Annotated in this window: 16 protein-coding genes, 1 tRNA gene and 2 pseudogenes; 9 read left to right on the top strand and 10 right to left on the bottom strand. The window is 72.6% G+C overall.

The genetic code is table 11. From position 1 onward, the window contains the following. Positions 1-501: 501 nt before the first annotated feature. Positions 502-1,102 (bottom strand): annotated as a pseudogene (locus ACFYTE_RS05805) (hypothetical protein); the annotation flags it as partial. 635 nt (positions 1,103-1,737) lie between these two features. Here ACFYTE_RS05805 and ACFYTE_RS05800 point away from each other — a divergent pair. The 3 genes from ACFYTE_RS05800 to ACFYTE_RS05790 all read left to right on the top strand — a co-directional run bounded on the left by ACFYTE_RS05800 (position 1,738) and on the right by ACFYTE_RS05790 (position 3,492). Continuing rightward, positions 1,738-2,205: a hypothetical protein gene (locus tag ACFYTE_RS05800; protein WP_388705402.1), complete on the top strand. Its 468-nt coding sequence runs from the start codon at positions 1,738-1,740 to the stop codon at positions 2,203-2,205. Between the two features lie 145 nt (positions 2,206-2,350). After that, positions 2,351-2,542 carry a ferredoxin gene (locus ACFYTE_RS05795; protein WP_388705400.1) on the top strand — a complete coding sequence of 64 codons (192 nt, stop codon included), beginning with the start codon at positions 2,351-2,353 and terminating at the stop codon, positions 2,540-2,542. A 26-nt stretch (positions 2,543-2,568) separates the two neighbouring features. Next, positions 2,569-3,492, top strand: coding sequence for an FkbM family methyltransferase (locus ACFYTE_RS05790; RefSeq protein WP_388705398.1), 924 nt, complete (start codon positions 2,569-2,571; stop codon positions 3,490-3,492). A gap of 140 nt (positions 3,493-3,632) precedes the next feature. Here the strand turns inward: ACFYTE_RS05790 and ACFYTE_RS05785 are convergent, their stop codons facing one another. From ACFYTE_RS05785 to ACFYTE_RS05775, 3 genes are all read right to left on the bottom strand, one after another. After that, positions 3,633-4,412: a glycosyltransferase family 2 protein gene (locus ACFYTE_RS05785; RefSeq protein ID WP_388705395.1), complete on the bottom strand. Its 780-nt coding sequence runs from the start codon at positions 4,410-4,412 to the stop codon at positions 3,633-3,635. A gap of 8 nt (positions 4,413-4,420) precedes the next feature. After that, entirely contained in the window at positions 4,421-5,209 is a 789-nt protein-coding gene (locus tag ACFYTE_RS05780) for a GntR family transcriptional regulator (RefSeq protein ID WP_388705393.1), read from the bottom strand. 320 nt (positions 5,210-5,529) lie between these two features. Then, complete coding sequence (locus tag ACFYTE_RS05775; RefSeq protein WP_388705391.1) at positions 5,530-5,874, bottom strand: DUF6344 domain-containing protein; 345 nt, start codon at positions 5,872-5,874, stop codon at positions 5,530-5,532. Between the two features lie 349 nt (positions 5,875-6,223). Here ACFYTE_RS05775 and ACFYTE_RS05770 point away from each other — a divergent pair, with 349 nt between their 5' ends. After that, positions 6,224-6,352, top strand: coding sequence for a DLW-39 family protein (locus ACFYTE_RS05770; protein ID WP_003999697.1), 129 nt, complete (start codon positions 6,224-6,226; stop codon positions 6,350-6,352). Between the two features lie 485 nt (positions 6,353-6,837). Further along, a complete protein-coding gene (locus tag ACFYTE_RS05765; RefSeq protein ID WP_388705388.1) occupies positions 6,838-8,274 on the top strand; it encodes a hypothetical protein in 1,437 nt (478 codons plus the stop codon). On the opposite strand, the gene ACFYTE_RS05760 is transcribed toward ACFYTE_RS05765, so the two are convergent. Both ACFYTE_RS05760 and ACFYTE_RS05755 read right to left on the bottom strand, forming a co-directional pair. Continuing rightward, on the bottom strand, positions 8,238-10,442 hold the full coding sequence (locus ACFYTE_RS05760) for a protein kinase (protein ID WP_388705385.1): 2,205 nt from the start codon (positions 10,440-10,442) through the stop codon (positions 8,238-8,240). The two genes, ACFYTE_RS05765 and ACFYTE_RS05760, sit on opposite strands and share 37 nt — an antisense overlap. Before the next feature lie 191 nt (positions 10,443-10,633). Next, positions 10,634-11,182 (bottom strand): DNA-binding protein, encoded by a 549-nt coding sequence (locus tag ACFYTE_RS05755; protein ID WP_351730989.1) that lies wholly within the window; start codon positions 11,180-11,182, stop codon positions 10,634-10,636. Positions 11,183-11,364: 182 nt separating this feature from the next. Here ACFYTE_RS05755 and ACFYTE_RS05750 point away from each other — a divergent pair. Further along, positions 11,365-11,437: transfer RNA gene (locus tag ACFYTE_RS05750), tRNA-Ala, on the top strand. Positions 11,438-11,584: 147 nt separating this feature from the next. Here the strand turns inward: ACFYTE_RS05750 and ACFYTE_RS05745 are convergent. The 3 genes from ACFYTE_RS05745 to ACFYTE_RS05735 all read right to left on the bottom strand — a co-directional run bounded on the left by ACFYTE_RS05745 (position 11,585) and on the right by ACFYTE_RS05735 (position 14,894). Next, the gene (locus tag ACFYTE_RS05745; RefSeq protein WP_388705381.1) at positions 11,585-11,782 is read right to left on the bottom strand and encodes a hypothetical protein; all 198 of its coding nucleotides are present in this window, start codon (positions 11,780-11,782) and stop codon (positions 11,585-11,587) included. 1,067 nt (positions 11,783-12,849) lie between these two features. After that, on the bottom strand, positions 12,850-13,191 hold the full coding sequence (locus ACFYTE_RS05740) for a hypothetical protein (RefSeq protein ID WP_388705378.1): 342 nt from the start codon (positions 13,189-13,191) through the stop codon (positions 12,850-12,852). 158 nt (positions 13,192-13,349) lie between these two features. Further along, positions 13,350-14,894, bottom strand: a complete 1,545-nt coding sequence (locus ACFYTE_RS05735; RefSeq protein WP_388705375.1) for a serine/threonine-protein kinase — start codon at positions 14,892-14,894, stop codon at positions 13,350-13,352. Between the two features lie 474 nt (positions 14,895-15,368). Here ACFYTE_RS05735 and ACFYTE_RS05730 point away from each other — a divergent pair. Together ACFYTE_RS05730 and ACFYTE_RS05725 are read left to right on the top strand one after the other, a co-directional pair. Next, positions 15,369-16,043 (top strand): annotated as a pseudogene (locus ACFYTE_RS05730) (hypothetical protein); the annotation flags it as partial. Positions 16,044-16,595: 552 nt separating this feature from the next. Beyond that, positions 16,596-17,588 carry a PP2C family protein-serine/threonine phosphatase gene (locus ACFYTE_RS05725; protein WP_388705936.1) on the top strand — a complete coding sequence of 331 codons (993 nt, stop codon included), beginning with the start codon at positions 16,596-16,598 and terminating at the stop codon, positions 17,586-17,588. A gap of 149 nt (positions 17,589-17,737) precedes the next feature. Here the strand turns inward: ACFYTE_RS05725 and ACFYTE_RS05720 are convergent, their stop codons facing one another. Then, the gene (locus ACFYTE_RS05720; RefSeq protein WP_388705373.1) at positions 17,738-18,196 is read right to left on the bottom strand and encodes an ArsR/SmtB family transcription factor; all 459 of its coding nucleotides are present in this window, start codon (positions 18,194-18,196) and stop codon (positions 17,738-17,740) included. 67 nt (positions 18,197-18,263) lie between these two features. Here ACFYTE_RS05720 and ACFYTE_RS05715 point away from each other — a divergent pair, with 67 nt between their 5' ends. Beyond that, complete coding sequence (locus ACFYTE_RS05715) at positions 18,264-18,869, top strand: hypothetical protein (protein WP_388705370.1); 606 nt, start codon at positions 18,264-18,266, stop codon at positions 18,867-18,869. Positions 18,870-19,108: the final 239 nt, after the last annotated feature.

Here is a 19,108-nt window from a genome sequence, read left to right as displayed (position 1 = left end):
GTGGGGTCTCCCCACGGGGTTGGCCTAGGCCGCGTGGGTGGCCTGCCCAGCTCGGACGGAAGTCTGCGTCGTCCGGGGCTGGTGTGCCCGTGGCGTTTGCGGCGGAGTCGCTTCCGCCCGCGGTGCCGTGTTCGCGGGGGCGGCCTTCGCCTTCCCCGCGGGGCCGGAAGTCTCCGTCGCCCGCGCCGCTTCCGCCTGAGCCGCTTGCGCCTGGGGCGTTCGTGCCCGCCGTACTTCCGTCCGAGCCGCCTGCGCCTGGGGCGTTTGTGCCAGCAGGGGCTCCGTCCGAGCCGCTTGCGGCCGCGGTGCTTACGGTCGCGCCGCTTCCGCTTGAGCCGCTTGCGCCTGGGGCGTTTGTGCCCGCCGTACTTCCGCCCGAGTCGCCTGCGCCTGGGGCGTTTGCGCCAGCCGGGGCTCCGTCCGAGCCGCTTGCGCTGGAGGCGTTTGTGTCCGGGGTGACTGCGACTGGGCCGCTTCCGGCCGATCCGCCGTCGTCCGGCGTGCTCTCGCGCAGGGCCGGGGCGAGGCCCGCGTTCAGGAGGGAGGACTTTCCCGCCCCCGAGGCGCCGACGAGCATGACCAGGCCGCCGGTCCGTTCCGCCGCGCGGAGCTGGTCGATGAGGGCTTGCGTGCTCCGCGCCCGGCCGAAGAACCAGCGGGCGTCCTCCCGGCGGTAGGCGGCGAGCCCCCGGTACGGGCAGACTCCGGGCACGGCCGGGGCCTGCCCCGAGGTGCCCTCCGTCTCGTCCGGGGACGCCGGGCGGTCGGCGACCGGGTCGGCCACGGCGCGCTCCCACAGGCGCTGCCACTCGGTCAGGTCGTACAGGCCCGGGTAGACCGGAACCGGTCGCGCGCGCCGGGCGTCGGGGACCAGCACCTGTAGCACCGCGGCGAGGGCACCGAACTGGGCGGGCACGTTCTTGGCCCGCCGCCAGTCGCTGATGCGCTGCGCGGACACCCGGACGGGCCGGCCGCGTTCGTCGACCCGCTGCAACCGGACGACGGCCTCGGCCACGCGCTTGAGGGGAGGATTGCCCGCTTCCTTGTACAGCAGCGCGAGACGTTCTGCGAAGGCTGTGCGTGCCCCTGAGTCGGAACTCAAGGCTCCACCCCTTACTCCCCGCTTTTGGACGTCCGGACCGGAAAACTCACCCTATATGGCTGACCTGCGGCGATGCCCTGGGCCGGGCTCCGGAGCCTCGTCGCTGGGCGCCGCAGATGGCAGGATCGCGACGCAGTAGCGGACCGGTTACGCGCCGTCCGCACGTCGTCCGGACAGGTCAGCACCCCAGAGCTTCGGAGAGTCGGCTCATGGCGCCGCATGTTCTCGGTCAGCTTCCGTCGGAGTCAGAAAACGAGGGCGAAGGCCCGGACGGGTAGGCCCAACGTCCGGACCCGAAAGCCCGGAAGACGCGTGTCGCGAGCCTTCTTCCGGCAGCCGTCGCGGTGATCTCGGGGCCGCGACGCTTCTCCTGCGATCCGCGCCGCCGACGCCGATGCGGTACGGATCCACACCGCCCGCGACGTCCGGCACTGGTCTCCACGTGGGGAGGGACCAGTGCCGGGCGGCGGGTCCCGGGCCCGGCGCCGGGAACCCCCGGTGCGACCCTCGCTACGACCCTGTAAATCTGATGGTACGTCAGTTATGGTCGCCGTCGGGTCGCTTCCGAAGGGGTGAGTGCGGTGGACACACGTCTGCGGAGCCCGGAGCCTCCGGGTACGCCACGCTGGGTCGCGATGTTCTACGAACCGGACTCGGCGTCATGGCGGGTCGGCGCCGAGTCGTCCCACCGCTCCCCCGTGGTGCATGCCGTCGGCGAGATGACGCAGACGGTGCGGGCGCGCGGGGGCGAGCCGACCGTCGCCCTGTGGGGGCCGCGGGACGGCGCCTGGCATCGCTTCGAACGCTCTGCGGACCCGACGACGCCCGGTCCGGTCGGTACGGCCGCACGGTCGCCCGCCGGAACCGCCGAGGAGCAGCCGGCCGAGTCTGCGGAGCCGGGCAAGCTCACGGAGCCGAGCAAGCTCGCCGAGCGCATGGACGACCGGCGGCACCAGGTGCTCATGGCGGGCCTCGGCCGGGCGGGCCTCTACGACCTCACGCCGGACGACCTGACCGCCGTCCAGGCTCTGGTGGAGCGACTTGACGAGACCACCCTGCGCAGGGTCGCCCACTGGCTCGCGACCGCGGGTACCGAGAGGTAGCCGCGTCACCGGGTGCCGCACGGGCCGCCCGTCCCGAGGCCGGTTCGCCGTGCCGTTCGCGGGGCAGTGACGTCGTGTGAGTCATCAGCTCCGCACCGGCCCGGCGATCGCGTTCGGGCGGTGCCCCTCCGCGACCGGAGTGCGCATGACCGTCTCCTTCGGCCCAGATCACTGTCACGGCTCCGGCGCGTGCGCCCACCGGGTCCCGTCCGTCGTCGCGTGCGAGGACGGATACGGCCTCGTGCGGTCCGCCGCTCGCGAGCACAGCGGGGGCGATGCGCTCGTCCAGGAGGCGGTCGAGCGGTGCCCCTCCCCGGCGACAGCGGTCACCGGATGACGGGGCCCGGCGGAGCGGCGGATCGGATGCGCGGTCCCCTGTCGGAGCTCCTGGTCACGCTCGGCCGCCGGTATGTCCGCGACGCCCCGGGTTCGTTCGGCAAGGCGGCCCTCGCCGCTCGCTGGCTGAACCCCTATCTGCGGGACCATCCACGCCGGCGCGTCGTGATGACCCGTTCCGGCGCACGGTTCGCGGTGGACACCCAGGACCTCATCCAGCGCTACGTGTACCTGTTCGGGGTGTGGGAGCCGCACATGACGAGCTGGCTACGGCGCCGGCTGAAACCGGGGGACGGCTTTGTCGACGTCGGGGCGAACGTGGGGGTGTTCAGCGTCCTGGCGTCACGGCTCGTCGGTGACCGGGGGAGGGTCGTGGCGATCGAGGCGTCGCCCGCGTTCCACCGCCGCCTGCTGCACCAGCGCGCGCTGAACGACTGCCGGAACATCCGTGCCGTCAACGCCGCGGTCTCCGACGGCCACAAGACCCTGACCTTCGTGCTCGCCAGTTCCCGCAACATGGGGGCGAACAGCATCGTTCCCTACGACGGCCCCGCCGAGTCCACCTTCGAGATCGAGGCCCGACCGCTGCCGGAACTGCTCGAACCGGCGGAGATCGCGAGCGCCCGGGTGATCAAGGTCGATGTCGAGGGCGCGGAAGGTGGCGTCGTCCGCGGCCTCGCGCCCCTGCTGGACAGGCTGCGGCCCGACGCGGAGATCAGCGTCGAGGTGACCCCCGAGCGCATGGCCCGGCTCGGGGACTCGGCCGACGAACTGCTCGGGACGATGACCGACGCGGGCTTTCACGTCTATCGGCTGGCCAACGACTACGCGCCCGGGAGCTACCCGTCGGCACTGAGCGGCACGGCGGGCGTGCCCGTTCGCTGGCGCGGGCCCGTGGAGGGCGAATGCGATCTGATCTTCTCCCGGGTGGATGCGGAGACGCTGCCCTGACCCTTGCGGTGACGCTGCCCTGACCCTCGCGGTGACGCTGCCTTGGCCCTTGCGGAGACGCTGCCTGACCCTTGCGGTGACTTGCCGTGACGATGACGCTGTCCGATGCGTGGCGGCCGAGGGGGGCGGGGGCAGGGGCGTCAGTCGGTCGCCGGCGTGGGTGAGCCGGTCAGCGGTGCGTGCCATCCGAAGCCTGCCAGCGCCCGCGCCCTGGCCGCGACGACGGCCATCCGCGCGTCCCGCTCGGCCGGGTCGACGTGTGGGGCCTGGCCCGTCACCTGGCCCTCCCACTTGCGGTAGAGGAGCCCCACCCGCCGGGAGAACCAGCCGCGGCTCACCGAGTTCAGGGCCAGCAGGAGCCCGGTGTCCTCGGAGGCCGGCAGCGCCATCCAGCCGCCGAGCGCGACCAGGAGGTCACGTCGTACGCACAGCGTCGCCGGGTGGACCTGGGCGCGGAAGCCGTTGCGCACCCAGTACTCCGTCACGACACCGCGCTCGATCGGCCCGTCGTCGGGGTCGGTGGGAAAGCCCACGGTGGAGCCGTCCGGCATCAGGTCCAGCACCCGCGAGGTCGTCCAGCCGATGCCGGGGTCCCCTTCGAGGACGGTCAGGTCGCGGGCGAGGGCGCCCGGGGTGAGCTGGTCGTCGGCGTCCAGGACCTTGACGTACGCGCCGTCGGCGTGCGCGAGCGCCATCGTGCGGGCCACTCCGGGGCCGCCCGGCCGTCCCTGCCGGAAGGTCACCCGCGCGTCGTCGGGGACGTACGGACGGACGTCGTCCGTCTCCCCGTCCTGCTGGATCACCCACTGCCAGGTCCAGCCGTCGGGCAGTTCCTGCGCGCACAGCGACTCGTGGGCCTCCGCCAGGAACGGGGCCGAAGGCGCGTGAACCGCGGTGACGATGCTGACGCGCCGGCGCACGACGGCCCTCACCACCTTTCCAGGGATGTCGTGAAGAGGATTTCCGTGCGGTCGCCGGGGAGGGTGACGTGGGTGATGTCCACGACGCGGTCCTCGATGTCGTACGACGTCTTCCGCAGCAGGATCACCGACGTACCCGGCGGCAGCTCCAGCTCCTCGGCCTCCTCCGGCGTCGGCGGGCGGGCGGTGAAGCGCTCCTCGACCCGGTCCACCTCGATGCCCGCGGTGTACAGCTGATGCTGCGTGCCGCCCGGCCAGGGCTCGTTGCGGTCGTCCAGCAGATCCGGGTTCACGGCGATCATGTCCCGGACGAGATAGGAGGTGACGAGGTTGAACGGGGCGGTCTCGGCGGCGTGGCGGGTCCGGTAGGTGCGTTCCAGGAGGACGGTGTGTTCGGGGACGCCGAACGCGTCCGCGAGGTCCTGCGGCGCCTTGATCTCCCGGTATCGGGCGTAGAAGACGAGATCCCGCAGTTCAAGACCGGTGTCGTGCTCGGTCGCGCCGGTCAGGGCACGCTCGGCCTCCGGTTCGCGGGCCCGGCGCTTCTCCCACTGGTGCCGGCGGTTGTCACGGACCGCCCGGGTGCGTGGACACCGGACGAAGGTGCCGCTGCCGTGCCGTTTGTCGATCAGACCTTCCTCGTTCAGAACGCGGAGCGCGTTCTGGATCGTGGGCACGCTGCGCCTGTAGTGCCGGGCCAGGTCCGCCTCCGACGGCAGGCGTTGGCCGGGCTCGCGCCCGCCCTCGCGGATGGACCGGCGGATGTCGTCCGCGATCACTTCGTACGCTTTGGGCACAGGAGTCACCTCGCCATCAGGCTACGACTCCTGAAGAGGTCCTGACGACTTGGGGCCGGGCGGCACAGCGGGCATGCGAAGGCCCCCGGCCGGGGGGAGGCCGGGGGAATCGCGCTGATGCGGAGCTGTACGCAAGTTCGCCATCAGGTGTTGCTGTGGTGCTCTTACCGGGTCGTGGGTGCCGCACATCCTGTGTGCTGCTGCCGCTGTACCGCTGGGTGTCGGGTTCCGTTCGGGCGCGCCGGCCGGATTCCGTCTGTTTCGGTCGGGTTCCGGCAGGTTCCGGCAGGTTCCGGTGTCAGTGGTGGAGGGGCGTCGGGTCAGCAGGTGAGCGGCGCCGGGGCTGCCAGGCCCCTCAGGATGTCCGCTGCGGTGTCTTCGAGGGGGCTGTGGCGGCAACTGGGGGATGTGCCGTGGGCCTCGGCCCGGATCCGTTGCTTCATCGTGGGGGGCAGCGCTCTGGCTTCGGACCAGGACCAGGAGCGTGTCCAGGACCAGTGGTGCGTCGCCGGCGTCGGAGCGGGTGCGCTGCTCTTCTGCGGGGCCTCGGTCTGCGGGGCGGCTGCGGCCGTGGCCGAGGAGGCGAGTCCGAGCGCCGCGAACAGGGCGAGGAAGGCGGTGACGATGACGGTCCACAGATTCATGACCTTGTTGTTCCTGGCCATGACCCCTCACTTTCAGGTTGGGCGATTTGCGTACTTTCCTCATGATGTGTATGAGCGTCGCGAAGTGGTGGACCCACGCACGTGGCGCGGCGATGTTCAGATGAACACCACTCGGATGGGTGCAAAGCGGAAGAAAATCTCCTAAACGCGGATCTTGAGTGGTGAAGAGGGAGCAAAGTAACTGTGTGTGCGGGTGTGACAACCGTCCGGCCAGGACGCCGTCCCCCGCGGCTAATGCGCTCTTGAGGGCGGGAGTTGGGGGCCCGGCGCAGGTCACCGACCGATATCGGGCGGTGTGTATAGTCGGGCGCCAGAGGTCCCCTACGTCAAGGAAAGACGAGGTCGCGCGGTGAAGAAGCTGCTCCTGGTCGCACTGGCCGCCATCGGCGGGCTCCTCGTGTACCGCCAGATCCAGGCGGATCGCGCCGAGCAGGATCTGTGGACGGAGGCGACTGACTCCGTGCCCACGGGTTCGTGAGTACAGACAACGGAAACCGATCAGGCCCCGACCGCCCCTGCGGTCGGGGTTTTGTGTTGCCCGGGCGCCGATGAGGGGGTAGGGCCGCGCGCGAGCGGGGCGTTTCGGACGGCCGCACGGATTGCCGGGACGACCCGGGCGCGGGCGGGGCAGGATGGGCCACGATCCGGTACGACGCGACGACATGCGGTGCAGGGCCGTGGTGGTCACGGCCACCGTTGACGCAGGGCGGCTGTCGGTGGGTCTCGCCGGGCAAAACGCGGTGTCGGGCTGTACAGGGCGGCGGGCGGTCTTCTCCGTGAGGTGCCTGCGTGGGGTGCCTGCGTGGGGCGCGGGCGTGGGGCGCGGGCGTGAGGTGCCTGCGTGGGGTGCCTGCGCGGTTCTCCGTGAGGTTCCTCCACGGGGTGCCTCCGTGGGTTCCTCTATGAGGTCCCTCCGTGAGATGCCCCGCCGCATCGCCGTGGGACGAGGAGGGGTGGCACGGGATGGTGCGGCGCACGGGGTGGCGTACAGAGGGGTGGCGTACGGCGAGGGGGTGGCGGCCCGGGGCGACCCGGCGGATCCGTCGGCCGCCCGTCGCGGTCGCGGGGACGGCGGTGGTGCTGTGCGCCCTGCTGGTGCCGGGCCGGTCGGCGGTGGCCGTGGGCTCACAGGGCGGGGCCGTTGGCTCGGCCGCCTCGGCTTCCGCTGGGTACGCCTTCGCGGAAGGGGCCAGGACCGTCGCCGGTGCTGCGGGCACCGTGGACGCCCAGGGGCTGAACCCGGGCGAGACGTACCGGAGTTCCCTCCCCCGCAACGGCAGGCTCTACTACCGCGTGGAGCTCCGGGCGACGACGACCGCGTACGTCCCCGTGACCGCCGTACCCCCCGCCGGTGCCGCAGTCTCCGCCAGCGACGGCATCAGGGTGTCGGTGCAGGACGCCAACGGCGGCTCCTGTTCCTATGCGTCCGCGCGGTTCGGGGCGGGACTGAGCCCGCGGCCGGTCACGGCCCTGGGAATGCGCCAGGTGGGCGGCTCCCTGTGCCAGGGAGCGGGCACCTATTACGTCCTGGTCGAGCGCCTCGAACCGGCGGGCACGGCGGACGTGCCGGGTTCGGGTGGCGGGTCCGCGTCGGATGCCTGGGATCTGGAGCTGGCACCGGTCGCCGAGCCGCGTCCGCGGCGGGCCGGGGCCACGAGCGCGCCCGAGGTCTGGGACTCCGCCTCGCCCGAGCCGGTCACCGGTGAGCCCCGGCGCCGCGCCGGCGGAGCGGGCTTCGCCACGGCACGCGCGCTCGGACAAGGGGTCTGGCAGACGGACGTGAAACCCGGGCAGACCCTCTTCTACAAGGTGCCGGTCGACTGGGGCCAGCAGGTGCACGCCACCGCCGAACTGGGCAGTTCGAGCGGGTCCGGCGGCTATGTCAGCGGGGCCCTCGACCTGGCGCTGCACAATCCCGTCCGCGGTTACGTCGACGACGCGGCCCTCAGCTACAACGGCAGCCAGAAGGCCGCCGTCCTCAGCCCCCTGCCGCCCGTCGAGTACCGCAACCGGTACGCCGTGCTCGACGCGGTACGCGCCATGCGCTTCGCCGGGGCGTACTACCTCGTCGTGCACCTCAGCCAGGGGATGGCCGGAACGTTCGGCCATGGACCCTTCGGGGTGACGCTGCGGGTACGCGTCACCGGCACCCCGCACGCCGGGCCCGGGTACGCCGGGCAGTCCGAGCCGCGCAACCTGTTCGAGGTCACGGCCCAGGACCGGGAGGCGGCCGTGACGGGGCGGAGCGGTGGAGGTGGGGACACCGCGATGCGGGTGCTGGCGGCGGGCGGCATCGGCGCGGGGAGCGCGCTGCTGCTGGCGCTCGGGGTATGGATGGTGGCCGCCCGGCGGCGGGCCGGCGCTCAGATGCGGGTCAGCGCCCAGAAACCCACGGCGTAGCAGGCCAGCGCCAGGAGCAGGATCGGTATCGCGGCCTTCGCCGGAGGGCCGGGGTGGCGGGGGCGGTGGGCGCGGTGGGTGCGACGCGCGGTTCGGCGGGGTGGAGGCGGGGCCGACGGTGAATTCGCCTGTGCGGGATGCGGAACCTGCGGGCTTTGAGCGGTGTATGAAGCAGTAGAGGCGTCAACGCGCTGCGGTCGCATCGGAGGAAGCGGCGCCTGTGCGGGGTTCCAGGGGGTCTGCGGACGGGGGGAGGACAGGGCGTGGGTGGGGTCGTGGGAGGGGTCGTGGGGGGAGACATGCCTGTGGGTGGGCGCGGTCGCGGTGGGGGGTTGGTCGGGGTGGTGGGGGTGGGGGGCGTGCAGTGGTTGATGTGGGTCTTGGTGCAGGTCGTGCTGTGGGTTGTGCCGAGGGCCGTCGGTCTGGTGGGTCCGCGGGGGGTGACCCTGGGAAATCGGTGTCCCGGATGTGTCCGACTCCGTGTCGTGCGACCGAGCGGGCTGCGGAGGCGGCAGATGGAAGCTGCCGGTGTCCGACATGGTGAGGGGCCGCAGACCGTCGCCCTCCTGCGGATCCACGGGTACGGCGGCTTCCTGAGCGCGAGAGGCGGCGGAAGCAGAGGCGGCCGAAGCGGGAGTTGCGGAACGGGCAGAGGTGGAGGGGGAGCTGTCGGAGAGGGCGGGCTCGGAAGGAGACTTGCCGGAAGGGGAGTAGCCGGAGGGGGAGTTGCCGGAGGGGCGGGGGACGGAGGCCGTGGGACCGAGGGCCGTGGGACCGGGCGCTGTGGAGCCGGGGGCGGCCCGACCGGAACCACCGGGGCCGGAACCACCGGGTCCGGATTCGCTGGGGCCGGATTCGCCGGGGCCGGAACCACCGGGGCCGGACCAACCAGGGCCGGATTCGCCGGGGCCGGAACCACCGGGGCGGGAATCGCCAGGGCCGTAACCACCGGGACCGGAATCGCCGGGGCGGGAATGGCCAGGGCGGGAGTCGGAGGGGAGAAAAGGCGGGCCGGCGGGGGCGGCCGGTGCGCCGGGGACCGAATCCGTGTCGCTCGGCCCGGACCGAGCGGAGACCTGGGGCGGAACCTGCTTGGGGAAGCCGTTCGCCGGCGAAGAGACGTCCTGCGCGCCCGACGCGCCGTCGGACCCGGCAACGCCCGGCCGCGCAACCCCTGCCGCCGCGACCCCGGTCACCCACGCTCCGGACACGGTGCCCGTTCCGGCCGACCCCGGTGGGCCGGGTCGCGCCGCCGAGTCCACCTGGGTGTCCACGCCCGAGGCCGGTCGGAAAGGTCCATCGGGGCCGAATCCCGGCGGGAGCGGGCCGAGTTGGTCGAAGACCTCGATCACCTCGTCGTCGAGGCCTGGCTCCGGCAGGAGTTCCGTGGCCGAGACGAGCGCCTTGCGGGCCCCCGTGGCCGTGCGGAAACGGGCCTCCGGATCCGGTTGCAGCAGCGTGGACACGACCTGCCAGAGCGGCTCGGGGATGCCCTTGGGCGCCCCCGGAGTCCCGTGTTCGGCGAAGTGCTGGACGAGGGCCTTCGCGTCGGGTTTGGCTCCCTCCAGCAGATACAGGGCGACCAGGCCCACGGCGAACAGGTCGGCCGGGAAGTCGGGTTCCGCGCCCAGCATCTGCTCGGGCGCGAGATAACCCGGCGTTCCCACCACGAGATTGGTCTCGGTCAGCCGCGGTTCGCCCAGCCGCATCGCGATGCCGAAGTCGGACAGGCGCAGCCGTGGACGGCCGGTGCCGGTGGCCTCCAGCAGGATGTTGGCGGGCTTGATGTCACGGTGCACGACACCTTCCTCGTGCACCGCGGCGAGTCCGGACAGGAGTTGGTCGAGCAGCGTGCAGACGAACGAGGGCGGCAAGGGGCCGTAGTCGCCTACCAGATGGACCAGCGAGCCGCCGGCGACCAGGTCCATGGTGAACAGGACCTTGTCGTCGTCCGCGGCCCAGCTGGCCGGCGCGAGCACATGGGGGTGATCGATCCGCAGGGCCTGTTCCCGTACGAACCGCAGGAGTGAGTGGGCGTCGCGCTGTTGGAGCACCTTGGCGGCGACATAACGGCGGCGACGGTGATCCCATGCGCGCCAGACGGCGCCGACGCCTCCGCGTCCGATCGGGTCGGCCAGTTCGTACCGGCCGGCGAAGACCTCACCCATGGCTGTCCGTCGCTCCTCCCCTGCGGCTGACCCCTGGCCCCCTTACCCCCGGCCCTCTACCCCTTGTCCCCTACCCCTTGTCCCCCTTGCCTCCCCCGAGATGAGTGATACGACCCCTTGTCATGCCCTCAGGCACGCCCCTCAAGCGTCGGCCCGTCCGTCGGACCCCCTCCGTCGGACGGGCCGGGGAGTCAGCTCTGGTGGGACTGGTAGTGCGCGACGGCGTCGGAGGTGCGGCCCGCGCCGTACACCCGGAGGAACTCTGCCAGTTCCGGGTGGGTCGGGGCGAGGGTGTCGGCGGCCTCGATGATGTCCCCGGCGGCGGCCACCGAGCGCAGCAGCGACTGGATCTCGCGGACCACCCGCTTGACCGTCGGCGCGCCCGAACTGCTCGTCGTCTGCGTGGTGTTGCTGAGCACGGAGCCCCCCTGCGACTTCTTGATCTCGTCCATGCGGTCGGTCGCCTCGGCCGCGCTGACACTGCCGTCCGCGACCTGCGCCGCCAGGTCCTGCAGCAACTGCACCCGTTGGACCACCGCGGGATTGCCGATCTTCGCGCGCTGGCCGCTCATCAGCTGCGACAGCATCGGCGCGGACAGTCCCAGTACCGCGGCGAGCCGGGCCTGGTTGAGCCCGAGATCATCTATGAGCTTACGGAAGAGTGCCCCCAACGGCTCCCCGTACCAGTTCCGCTGCAGCTCCCGCGCTCTTGCGGTGGCTTCCTGCTGTGCGGCGTCCATGTTGCGTCTCCCCATCGCTTCCCCAAGAACGTGGTTCGCTGTCGCGAACCACGCCGAGCATCTTACGGAGCGTGGTCGTTTCGAGGGACCCCCAGGTTTTTTGCGAGATCCCCGGGGTGACCCGGTACTCTGGTCTGCGGCGCCCACCCGAGTGCGATGCTCAGGCAGGCCGTCGCTCGCAAGGGGCCTTAGCTCAGTTGGTAGAGCGCTGTCTTTGCATGGCAGATGTCAGGGGTTCGACTCCCCTAGGCTCCACCGCAGGTCAGATGCCCTCCGAGGTCAGTCCTCGGAGGGCATTTCCATGATCAGAGCCCGCATGGGGTCCACGACCCCGAACGATCATGGGTTGTCCATCACCTGTGCGGCCCCCGCGGCGGTTCGCCCTCGCCGACGCCGGAGGCTCTACTCCACCCAAGTGGTGCCCTGGGTGTCGGTCACGGATTTCCGGCCGCGGTAGTGGTCCACGTGCTCCCGGTCATCGTGCGGGCGCCGGGAGCAGAACCGGTTGCCCTTGGGGTGCTCCAGCCAGCAGTAGCCCGCGGCCCGGCCGCCCGACTGCTGCGCTTCGGCCATCCGCTCGGCCGTGCTCTTCGGGGGCATCGGCGTTCTCCCTGGGCGGGCTGGTCGGCGAGTGGGACCAGGCGGCGCGCCTCGCGGCACGGGGCGCAGGCGAACTTGTTCCCGGCCGCGCACGGTCCGGAGCCCGCTTCCACGGCCTGGCTGAGCCGGGTGTCGTCGGCGAGTTCCTTGCACCAGGAGCACAGGCCGTATCTGCCGGTCATCGCCGGTTGTCCCTGACAAGCCGGTACAGGCCCCGGCCGACCACACAGTCTGCGGCCGTCTCCTTCGCCGGGCACAGCTCGCACGCCGGCGCGTGGTCGAGCAGCCCGCGGTGCGCGCGGTCCGCGGTGCACTTCCGGCAGGCGCGGGGGAAGCACGTACCATCCGCGGCCTTCTGCTCGCCGAGATCCACGGCCGTCTCGATCGTCAGCAGCTTGCCGCACCAGACGCACACGCGGCCGGCCGCCCGGTCCTCGTCCAGGTCGGGCAGCGCCAGAACGTTTCAGTACCTCGGGCGGGATCTCTGCGGCTGTTCAGCTCATACGGCTGCTCCTCGCTGGAGTGTTTCGGCCAGTCGCATGGTGAACGGATCGACGTCGTCCCATTCGCGTGCTGTGACCATGGGCAGGACCGTAGGTACCGGGCCTGCCCACGAACTACAGACGTTGCGCAAAGTTGCCTGACGCACCAAGGGAGTTGCGCGATGTTGCTGACAAGGCCCCTGTGAGCCGGTGACGGATGATGCAGACCTCCGACAGGCTGAGCTGATCAGTCCTCAGGCGAAAGAGAACTGGTCGCGGGCTGTGCTTCGCCACCCAGCCGGGCACGAAAGTGAGTGAACCCGGAGGCGAGTCGGAAGGGGTGGTGGCTGGGCGTTTCCGGGTGCCGTGACCGGTTCGCCTCCTGCCCGTACGTGGTCGGCATGTCGGAGGTCGACGGGCAGGACCGCGTGGGGGCATGTGGGAGGCGGGAGTTCGTGTGATTGGGCGCGGCGTGGGACTTCTTTGGCTCGGGCGAGTCTCGTGGGCGTCCTGGCTGAAGTGCCGCGAGCGGGCAGTGGCTTGCTGAGAGTCAGGTTGTCGGTGGTGTCTTAGGGCAGGGCTCACTCAGGGGCGTCGTGGGAAAGACGCGGGCGGAGGGTGGTCTTCTTCGCGATGCTCGGCGGGAGTTCGCTCGTAGGCGACGCACAGGGCGGCCGCGGTGATCGCCAGGAGGGCCGCGGCGTAGGAGCAGGCCGTGGTGACGGTGCCGGGTGCCGCGGCCAGGCGGGGTGCGACACCGGCCAGCAGGGCGGCGTGCCCGGTCGAGGCGGCCATGGCCAGCAGCCGGGCCGAACCGTCACTGCGGTGCGGCAGGGGCGGTTCCCAGCCCAGCAGCGTGGCCAGCACGGGCGGCCATACGAGCACGGTGCACATCCCGAGCAGGGCGCAGCCGATGGTGGTGTTCATACGGGCACTCCGTAGGCGTGGCGGCAGCGCGCCAGACGGACGTCCGGGCTCACCCCGTGGGGGATCCTAGCCGTCGCGTGCCCGTATTGTGGCGGAGATGTGAACCTTGGGTACCGATGGGGCCAAGTGTGACGATATGGCGGCGCTCGGCGGCCGGGTCAGTCGTCGTCCTCGTCGTGCTTCGGTTCCGGCTTCTTCGGTTCCGGCTTCTTCTCGGGTTGTTGGTCTGGGCTGCCGTCGCCGTCCGGGGTGCCGACGGACACGGAATCGGAGGAGTCCGTCTCGGTGGATAGGGAGTCGGCGGGGGCGGACTCGGTGGCGGACGACGGGGCCGGAGCCGAGTTGTGCGGTGCGTCGGGTCCTGAGGTCTCCGCCGATCCGGAGTCCGGGGCGAACAAGGCCATGCCGATCAGCAGGGCGGCCACGAAGAGCACCGTCGCGGCGACGGCGCCCACCAGTTTCGGGCTGCGGGCGACGAGGTGGCGCAGTGCGGGTCTGCGGCGGGCGCGTCCCCGGTGCGGCGGGGAGGCGTGTGCGCCGGAGTTCGGCAGCGCGTAGGTGGTCGCCGGGCCCGGCTCGCCGGGCAGATACCGCGCCTGTGCCGCGCCGCGGGCGCCCGCCCGTCCGACCGTTCCTGCGCCGCTCCGTCCGGCCGCTCCGGCGTCGCCCTGTCCTACTGCCCCACCGCCGCTGCGTCCGGCCGGGCCGGGCGCCGTCTGCCCGATCGCGCTCGCGGGTCCTCGTCCGGCTGCGGCCGGGGGTCTCGGTCCGGCCGCTCCGCCGGAGCCGACGCCGGTGCCGGAACCGAAACCGGGCCCGGGTGCCGGCCTGCCCCGGCCGGATGCGCGCCCGCCGGCATCCCCGGGCGCGGCGGGCGGGAGCGGTTCGCGGTGCCCGCGCCAGGAGTCGACGGCGAACCACTCGGCGACCTGGGACGCGGCCGGCCGTGCCTCGGGCTGCTTGGCGAGCATGCCGAGCAGGTAGTTCTCCAGCGCGGGCGGCATGTCGACGCCGAGCTGACGGGGCGGGGTGGGTGCGCTGTCGAGATGGTGGTGGAGGATCGCGACCGCCGTGTCGGCCTCGAACGGCGGCCGTCCGATGAGGAGTTGGTAGAGCACACAGCCCAGCGAGTACACGTCCGACGGCGGCCCGGCGGGCCGGCCGAGGGCGCGTTCCGGGGCCAGGTACAGGCTGGTGCCGACGATCTGGCCGGTCGCGGTGAGCCCCGCCGCCGGGTCGTCCATGAAGCGGGCGATGCCGAAGTCGCCGATCTTCAGGCTGCCGTCGGCGGCGAGCAGGAGGTTCCCGGGCTTGATGTCCCGGTGCACGATGCCCTGTTGATGGGCGGCGGCCAGGCCGGCCGCGGCCTCGGCGGCGATACGGGCCACCCGCTCCGGGGGCAGTGTGCCCTCGGTGGACAGCACGTGCGCGAGGCTGTCGCCGTCGACCAGTTCCATCACCAGGAACAGCCGTCCGTCATGGGCACCGAAGTCCAGGACGCCCACTACGTGGGGGTGGTCGAGCCGGCCCGCGGTCTGTGCCTCCAGCCGGAAACGGGCGGTGGCGGTGGCGTCGGAGCTCTGGGCCAGCAGGAACTTGATCGCCACGTCCGTCCCGAGCACCTCGTCCCGTGCCCGCCAGACCTCGCCCATCGCTCCCCGCCCGAGGGCGGTGTGCGGCCGATACCGACCCGCTATCAGCACCTGTCCTTCATCCTCACGCCGTTGGCCAACTCCTGATCGCCGCAGGCCAACACCCTGTGCGTGGGGCGGTGTTGGTGGGGGTGCCGCAGCGGCTTCAGCCTACTTGCCAGGGCCGGCCGTCCGGTCCCGGCTCCGCCGCGGGCGGCATCCGGCGGACCGCTCCGGTGCCGCCCGGGGTCCGGTCGGGGGCTGCCGGGGGTTCGGTCGGGGGCTGCCGGGGGTTCGGTCGGGGGCTGCCTGGGGTCCGGTCGGGGGCTGCCGGGGGTTCGGTCGGGGGCTGCCGGGGGTTCGGTCGGGGGCTGCCTGGGGTCCGGTCCGGCCGTACGGCATGGACGATCTATACGATGGCATCTGGAATGGGTGACGGGGGGTCATTACGGGTGGGGGCGAACCGATCATGACGGGCCGCAGGCCTTCGTGAGCGAGGACGGGCACCGGCGACCGCGGGCCCCGCTGCTGCGCGCGGCGGCGTTCATGGGCCGTACGCTGCGCGGCGAGTGGCAGGGCATCGTCGTCGAACCGCTGCGGCAGCTTCGGCGGCGCGGGCCCTTCGCGCTCTCGCTGGCGTTCCTGGCCGCGTTCGGTGTGATCTTCTTCCATGACCTCGCGCAGCGGCCGACGGGTGCGCTGGTGGTGTGGCGGCTGGGCGGCGTCACCGCCGACCTGCCGCTGTGGCTGGCCCTGCTTCGTACACCCGTTTCCTTGTACGTACCGGCCCTGGACCTGCCGGTCTGGGCGGGCATCACCCAGCTGTTCCTCGCGTTCGCACTGGCCGAACTCGCGCTGGGGCGGGCCCGCACCCTGGCGGTGGCGTACGCGACGACGCTGGCCGGCACCCTGACGGTACGGGTGATGATCGCGCTGGGGCCGGGCTGGTGGGGGCTGGGGCTGCCGCCCGAGGCCGGGCAGGTGCTCGACACCGGGCCGTCCGCCGCGGTGGTGGGCCTGTTCACCTACCTCTGGGTCGTCCGGCGCGCCCCGGTGGTGTTCACGCTGACCGGCGGGTCGATGGTGTGGGAGTCGATCGCCGTACCCAACCTGGCGGGCCGCGAGCACCTGATCGCGGTCGCCGCGGCGATCGTCCTCGGCCTCCTGCACGGCCATCGACCGCACTGGCTCGTCCCCCGTTTCCCCCACCGGCGCCCGTCGGGCCGACCCGGGCCCGCCGCGTCGGATGCGATCGCTGAGGCCGGGGGTGTTGTGGGTGATGTGGCTGCTGGGGACCGGTCCGCCGCGCCCCCCAGTGGTGCTGCCGGGGTGGGCGCGGAGACGTCCTGCGGGGGCGGGGGCGCGTTCGCGGATGTGGCCGCGTGCAGCGGCAGCGGCGAAGTGCGCTCGCGTACCCCCGATGGCTCCCCTACGCCCCCGTCTGCCCCCGAACAGAATCCATCCGCTGCTTCCGCGCCCCCACCGGACGCTGATGCGCCCCCTGCGATGTCCCCCACGAGCGCACCCTCATCCCCTGCTTCCCCAGCGGCCCCCGCTGCTTCAGCGGAAGCGCCCGCGCCTTCCGGCTCTGCGAGCGACGGGCGGTGCGGGCCGATCCTGAATTGACTTCTGCACCCTGGAGGCGGATGCACAGGTCTGTCACGATGATCCTGCTCGGCGTCAAGTGTGGAGGGGGAGCGCCCGGTGCCGGAGAAGGACGAGCCCGCGCAGAGCCGCCGTCTGACGGTGCTGGCCGTGCTGCCGTTCGCCACGATGGCGGCGGTCGCCGTCGCCGACCTCGCCACCAGCCCGTCACTGGGTTTCCTGCCGCTGATCTCGGTGGGACCCGCCTTCGCACCGCTCGTGGGCGGCTGGCGGCGCACCGCCTGCATCGGCGTGATGGCCCTGCTCCTCTCCGCCGGCCTGGGCTGGTACAACGACCTGATCGACGCCCGGCGCGGCTATATGGCCATCGCCTCCGTCATCGGGGTCACGGTGGCCGGGCTGGTCGCCGTGTCCATGCGGGAGCGGCGCGAGGCACAACTGGACAGCTTCCGGTCGATCGCGGAGGCGGCCCAGCGGGTGCTGCTCAAGCCGGTGCCGCGGCTGGCCGGGCATCTGCGGGTGGCGGTCTCGTACATGTCCGCGGTCGCCGAGGCCCGTATCGGCGGCGATCTGTACGAGGTGGTCGCCTTCCCCGGCGGGGTCCGGGTGATCGTGGGGGACGTGCAGGGCAAGGGGCTGGAGGCGGTGGAGACCGCCGCCGTGGTCCTGGGCGCGTTCCGTGAGGCCGCGCCGGACGAGACGGACCTGGTGCAGGTGGGACGGCGGCTTGAGCGGGCCGTCGACCGGCAGTTGGACGGTGAGAAGTTCGTCACCGCGATCCTGGCCGAGGTGAGCGACGAGCGGGTCACGTTCCTGAACTTCGGGCACCCGGCCCCCATGCTGATCCGCGTCGAGGGCACGGTGGACCTCCCCGAGCCGCCCGCGTACGCGCTGCCGCTGGGCCTCGGCGCACACGGTGCGGAGCCGCCGGAGCCCTTCCACGCGGACTTCCTCCCGGGGGACCAACTGCTGCTCTACACCGACGGGGTGACCGAGGCACGGGACGCCGACGGGCGCTTCTATCCGCTGCCGGACCGGGCCCACCTGCTCAAGGAGCGGGATGCCGAGGCCGCCCTTGAGACCCTGCGGCAGGACTTGTTGCAGCATGTCAGCGGTCCCCTTCAGGACGACGCCGCCATGCTGCTGCTGCGCTACCGGTGACGCGGTCGCGGGCCGGCCGCGCGAGGACCGGCGGTCGGGGCGGCGGGCCTGACCGGGGGCGGGTCCGGCCGGCGGGCGGGCAGCGCCCTGTGGCGGGGTTGTCTCTGTGGCGGGTTGGTGTTCGGTGGCGGGGCTGTGTCTGCGGCCGGTCAGTGTTCTGCGGCGGGGTGGCGGGCTCGGGCCGTGGCGCGGGCCTTTCTGAGGGCGGGCTCCGGCTGCCGGGCGGGCTCCGAGAACGCGGGCTCCGGGAACGCGGGCTCCGGATGCTTGGCGGGCTCCGGGAACGCGGTGGTGTCAGCGAGGGCGGCCTCGTCGGCCGCGAGGACCGCGCTCTCCAGGAGCGCCCGCACCCGTGGCCCGGTGGCCCGGTAGTAGATGCGCGTGCCCTCGCGCCGGGAGGCCACCAGGCCCAGCGTGCGCAGCTTCGCCAGGTGCTGGGAGGTGGCCGCGACCTGGGCCCCGATGAGCTCGGCGAGACGGCCGACCGGCAGTTCCCGCTCGCTCAGCGCCCACAGCAGCCGGTAGCGGGACGGGTCGGCGACGGCCTTGAGCACGGCCACCGACCGTTCGGCCCGCTCCTCGTCCCAGGACGCTACTTGCGCTCTCATGCAAGTATGCTAACCGCTGCCGCGCATCGACGGCGTTGGAGAGGTACCCGCACATCGGAGCCTATACGTGACCACTGAGCAGCCGGGCGGCGACGGGGCGTCCGAGGATCCCGCCGGCCTGCCGTCCGTTCCGGACGAGGTGTGGGACAAGTTCCTCCGGGACAGCGAGGGCGCGATCCATGTCTCCGGCGCGCCCAAGGAGCCGTCCGCGCGGGAGCGGATGACCTCGCCGGCAGCGTCACCGTCCCGGGAGCCCGCGTCGGCGTCGGCGGTCGGTGAGCTGTGGCAGCGGGACGAGGCGCGTCCCGGTCCGGCGTGGCAGGAACTGGGCGGACGGGCCAAGGCCCGCCGTGTGGGCCGCGTGCTCGGCGCCGTCGCGGTGACCGCCCTGATCCTGGTGGCGGTCCGCCCCGGCGCCGCGGGCGGGCCGTCCGGAGAGCCGGGGACGACGGTGGAGCAGTCGGTCGACCTCCCGGACGGACTCCCCTCGGCCACCAGCAGCCCCACCTCACCGCCCCCGGCCAACGAGGAAATCCGCGACGACGCTGCATACCCCGACGACGCTGCGTACCCCGACGACGCTGCGTACCCCGACGGCGAGGTGGGCCCGCGGCGCGAGATGGACCCGGACGGCGAGCCCGGCCCGTACCTCCGCCCCGGACGAGACACCTGACCGCCGCGCCCCCGCGCCCCGGGCCTTGCCGTCCCGCGCCCCTGCCTCTGCAGCCCAGTCCCCGCTGCTCCGGCCGCTGCCGCCCGCGCCCCTGCCCACCCGGCGGGGTGCCGTCCGCCCCTGCGCCTCCGCGCCGTCCGCCTCCGCGCCCCCGCGCCCCGGGCCTTGCCGTCCCGCGCCCCTGCCTCTGCAGCCCAGTCCCCGCTGCTCCGGCCGCTGCCGCCCGCGCCCCTGCCCAC

Origin of the sequence: Streptomyces sp. NPDC004629, from assembly GCF_042873595.1 — a bacterium.
Lineage (GTDB): Bacteria > Actinomycetota > Actinomycetes > Streptomycetales > Streptomycetaceae > Streptomyces.
Note: the sequence above shows the minus strand (reverse complement) of the source record. Positions and strands in the feature narration are given on the sequence as shown.

What these genes read in the sequence shown, in the direction of transcription:
- ACFYTE_RS05800 (WP_388705402.1), top strand. Translation starts at nt 1,738, where the DNA reads ATGTTCTACGAACCGGACTCGGCGTCATGGCGGGTCGGCGCCGAGTCG.
- ACFYTE_RS05795 (WP_388705400.1), top strand. Translation starts at nt 2,351, where the DNA reads ATGACCGTCTCCTTCGGCCCAGATCACTGTCACGGCTCCGGCGCGTGC.
- ACFYTE_RS05790 (WP_388705398.1), top strand. Translation starts at nt 2,569, where the DNA reads ATGCGCGGTCCCCTGTCGGAGCTCCTGGTCACGCTCGGCCGCCGGTAT.
- ACFYTE_RS05775 (WP_388705391.1), bottom strand. Translation starts at nt 5,874, where the DNA reads ATGGCCAGGAACAACAAGGTCATGAATCTGTGGACCGTCATCGTCACC.
- ACFYTE_RS05765 (WP_388705388.1), top strand. Translation starts at nt 6,838, where the DNA reads ATGGTGCGGCGCACGGGGTGGCGTACAGAGGGGTGGCGTACGGCGAGG.
- ACFYTE_RS05760 (WP_388705385.1), bottom strand. Translation starts at nt 10,442, where the DNA reads ATGGGTGAGGTCTTCGCCGGCCGGTACGAACTGGCCGACCCGATCGGA.
- ACFYTE_RS05755 (WP_351730989.1), bottom strand. Translation starts at nt 11,182, where the DNA reads ATGGACGCCGCACAGCAGGAAGCCACCGCAAGAGCGCGGGAGCTGCAG.
- ACFYTE_RS05745 (WP_388705381.1), bottom strand. Translation starts at nt 11,782, where the DNA reads ATGCCCCCGAAGAGCACGGCCGAGCGGATGGCCGAAGCGCAGCAGTCG.
- ACFYTE_RS05740 (WP_388705378.1), bottom strand. Translation starts at nt 13,191, where the DNA reads ATGAACACCACCATCGGCTGCGCCCTGCTCGGGATGTGCACCGTGCTC.
- ACFYTE_RS05725 (WP_388705936.1), top strand. Translation starts at nt 16,596, where the DNA reads ATGGCGGCGGTCGCCGTCGCCGACCTCGCCACCAGCCCGTCACTGGGT.
- ACFYTE_RS05720 (WP_388705373.1), bottom strand. Translation starts at nt 18,196, where the DNA reads ATGAGAGCGCAAGTAGCGTCCTGGGACGAGGAGCGGGCCGAACGGTCG.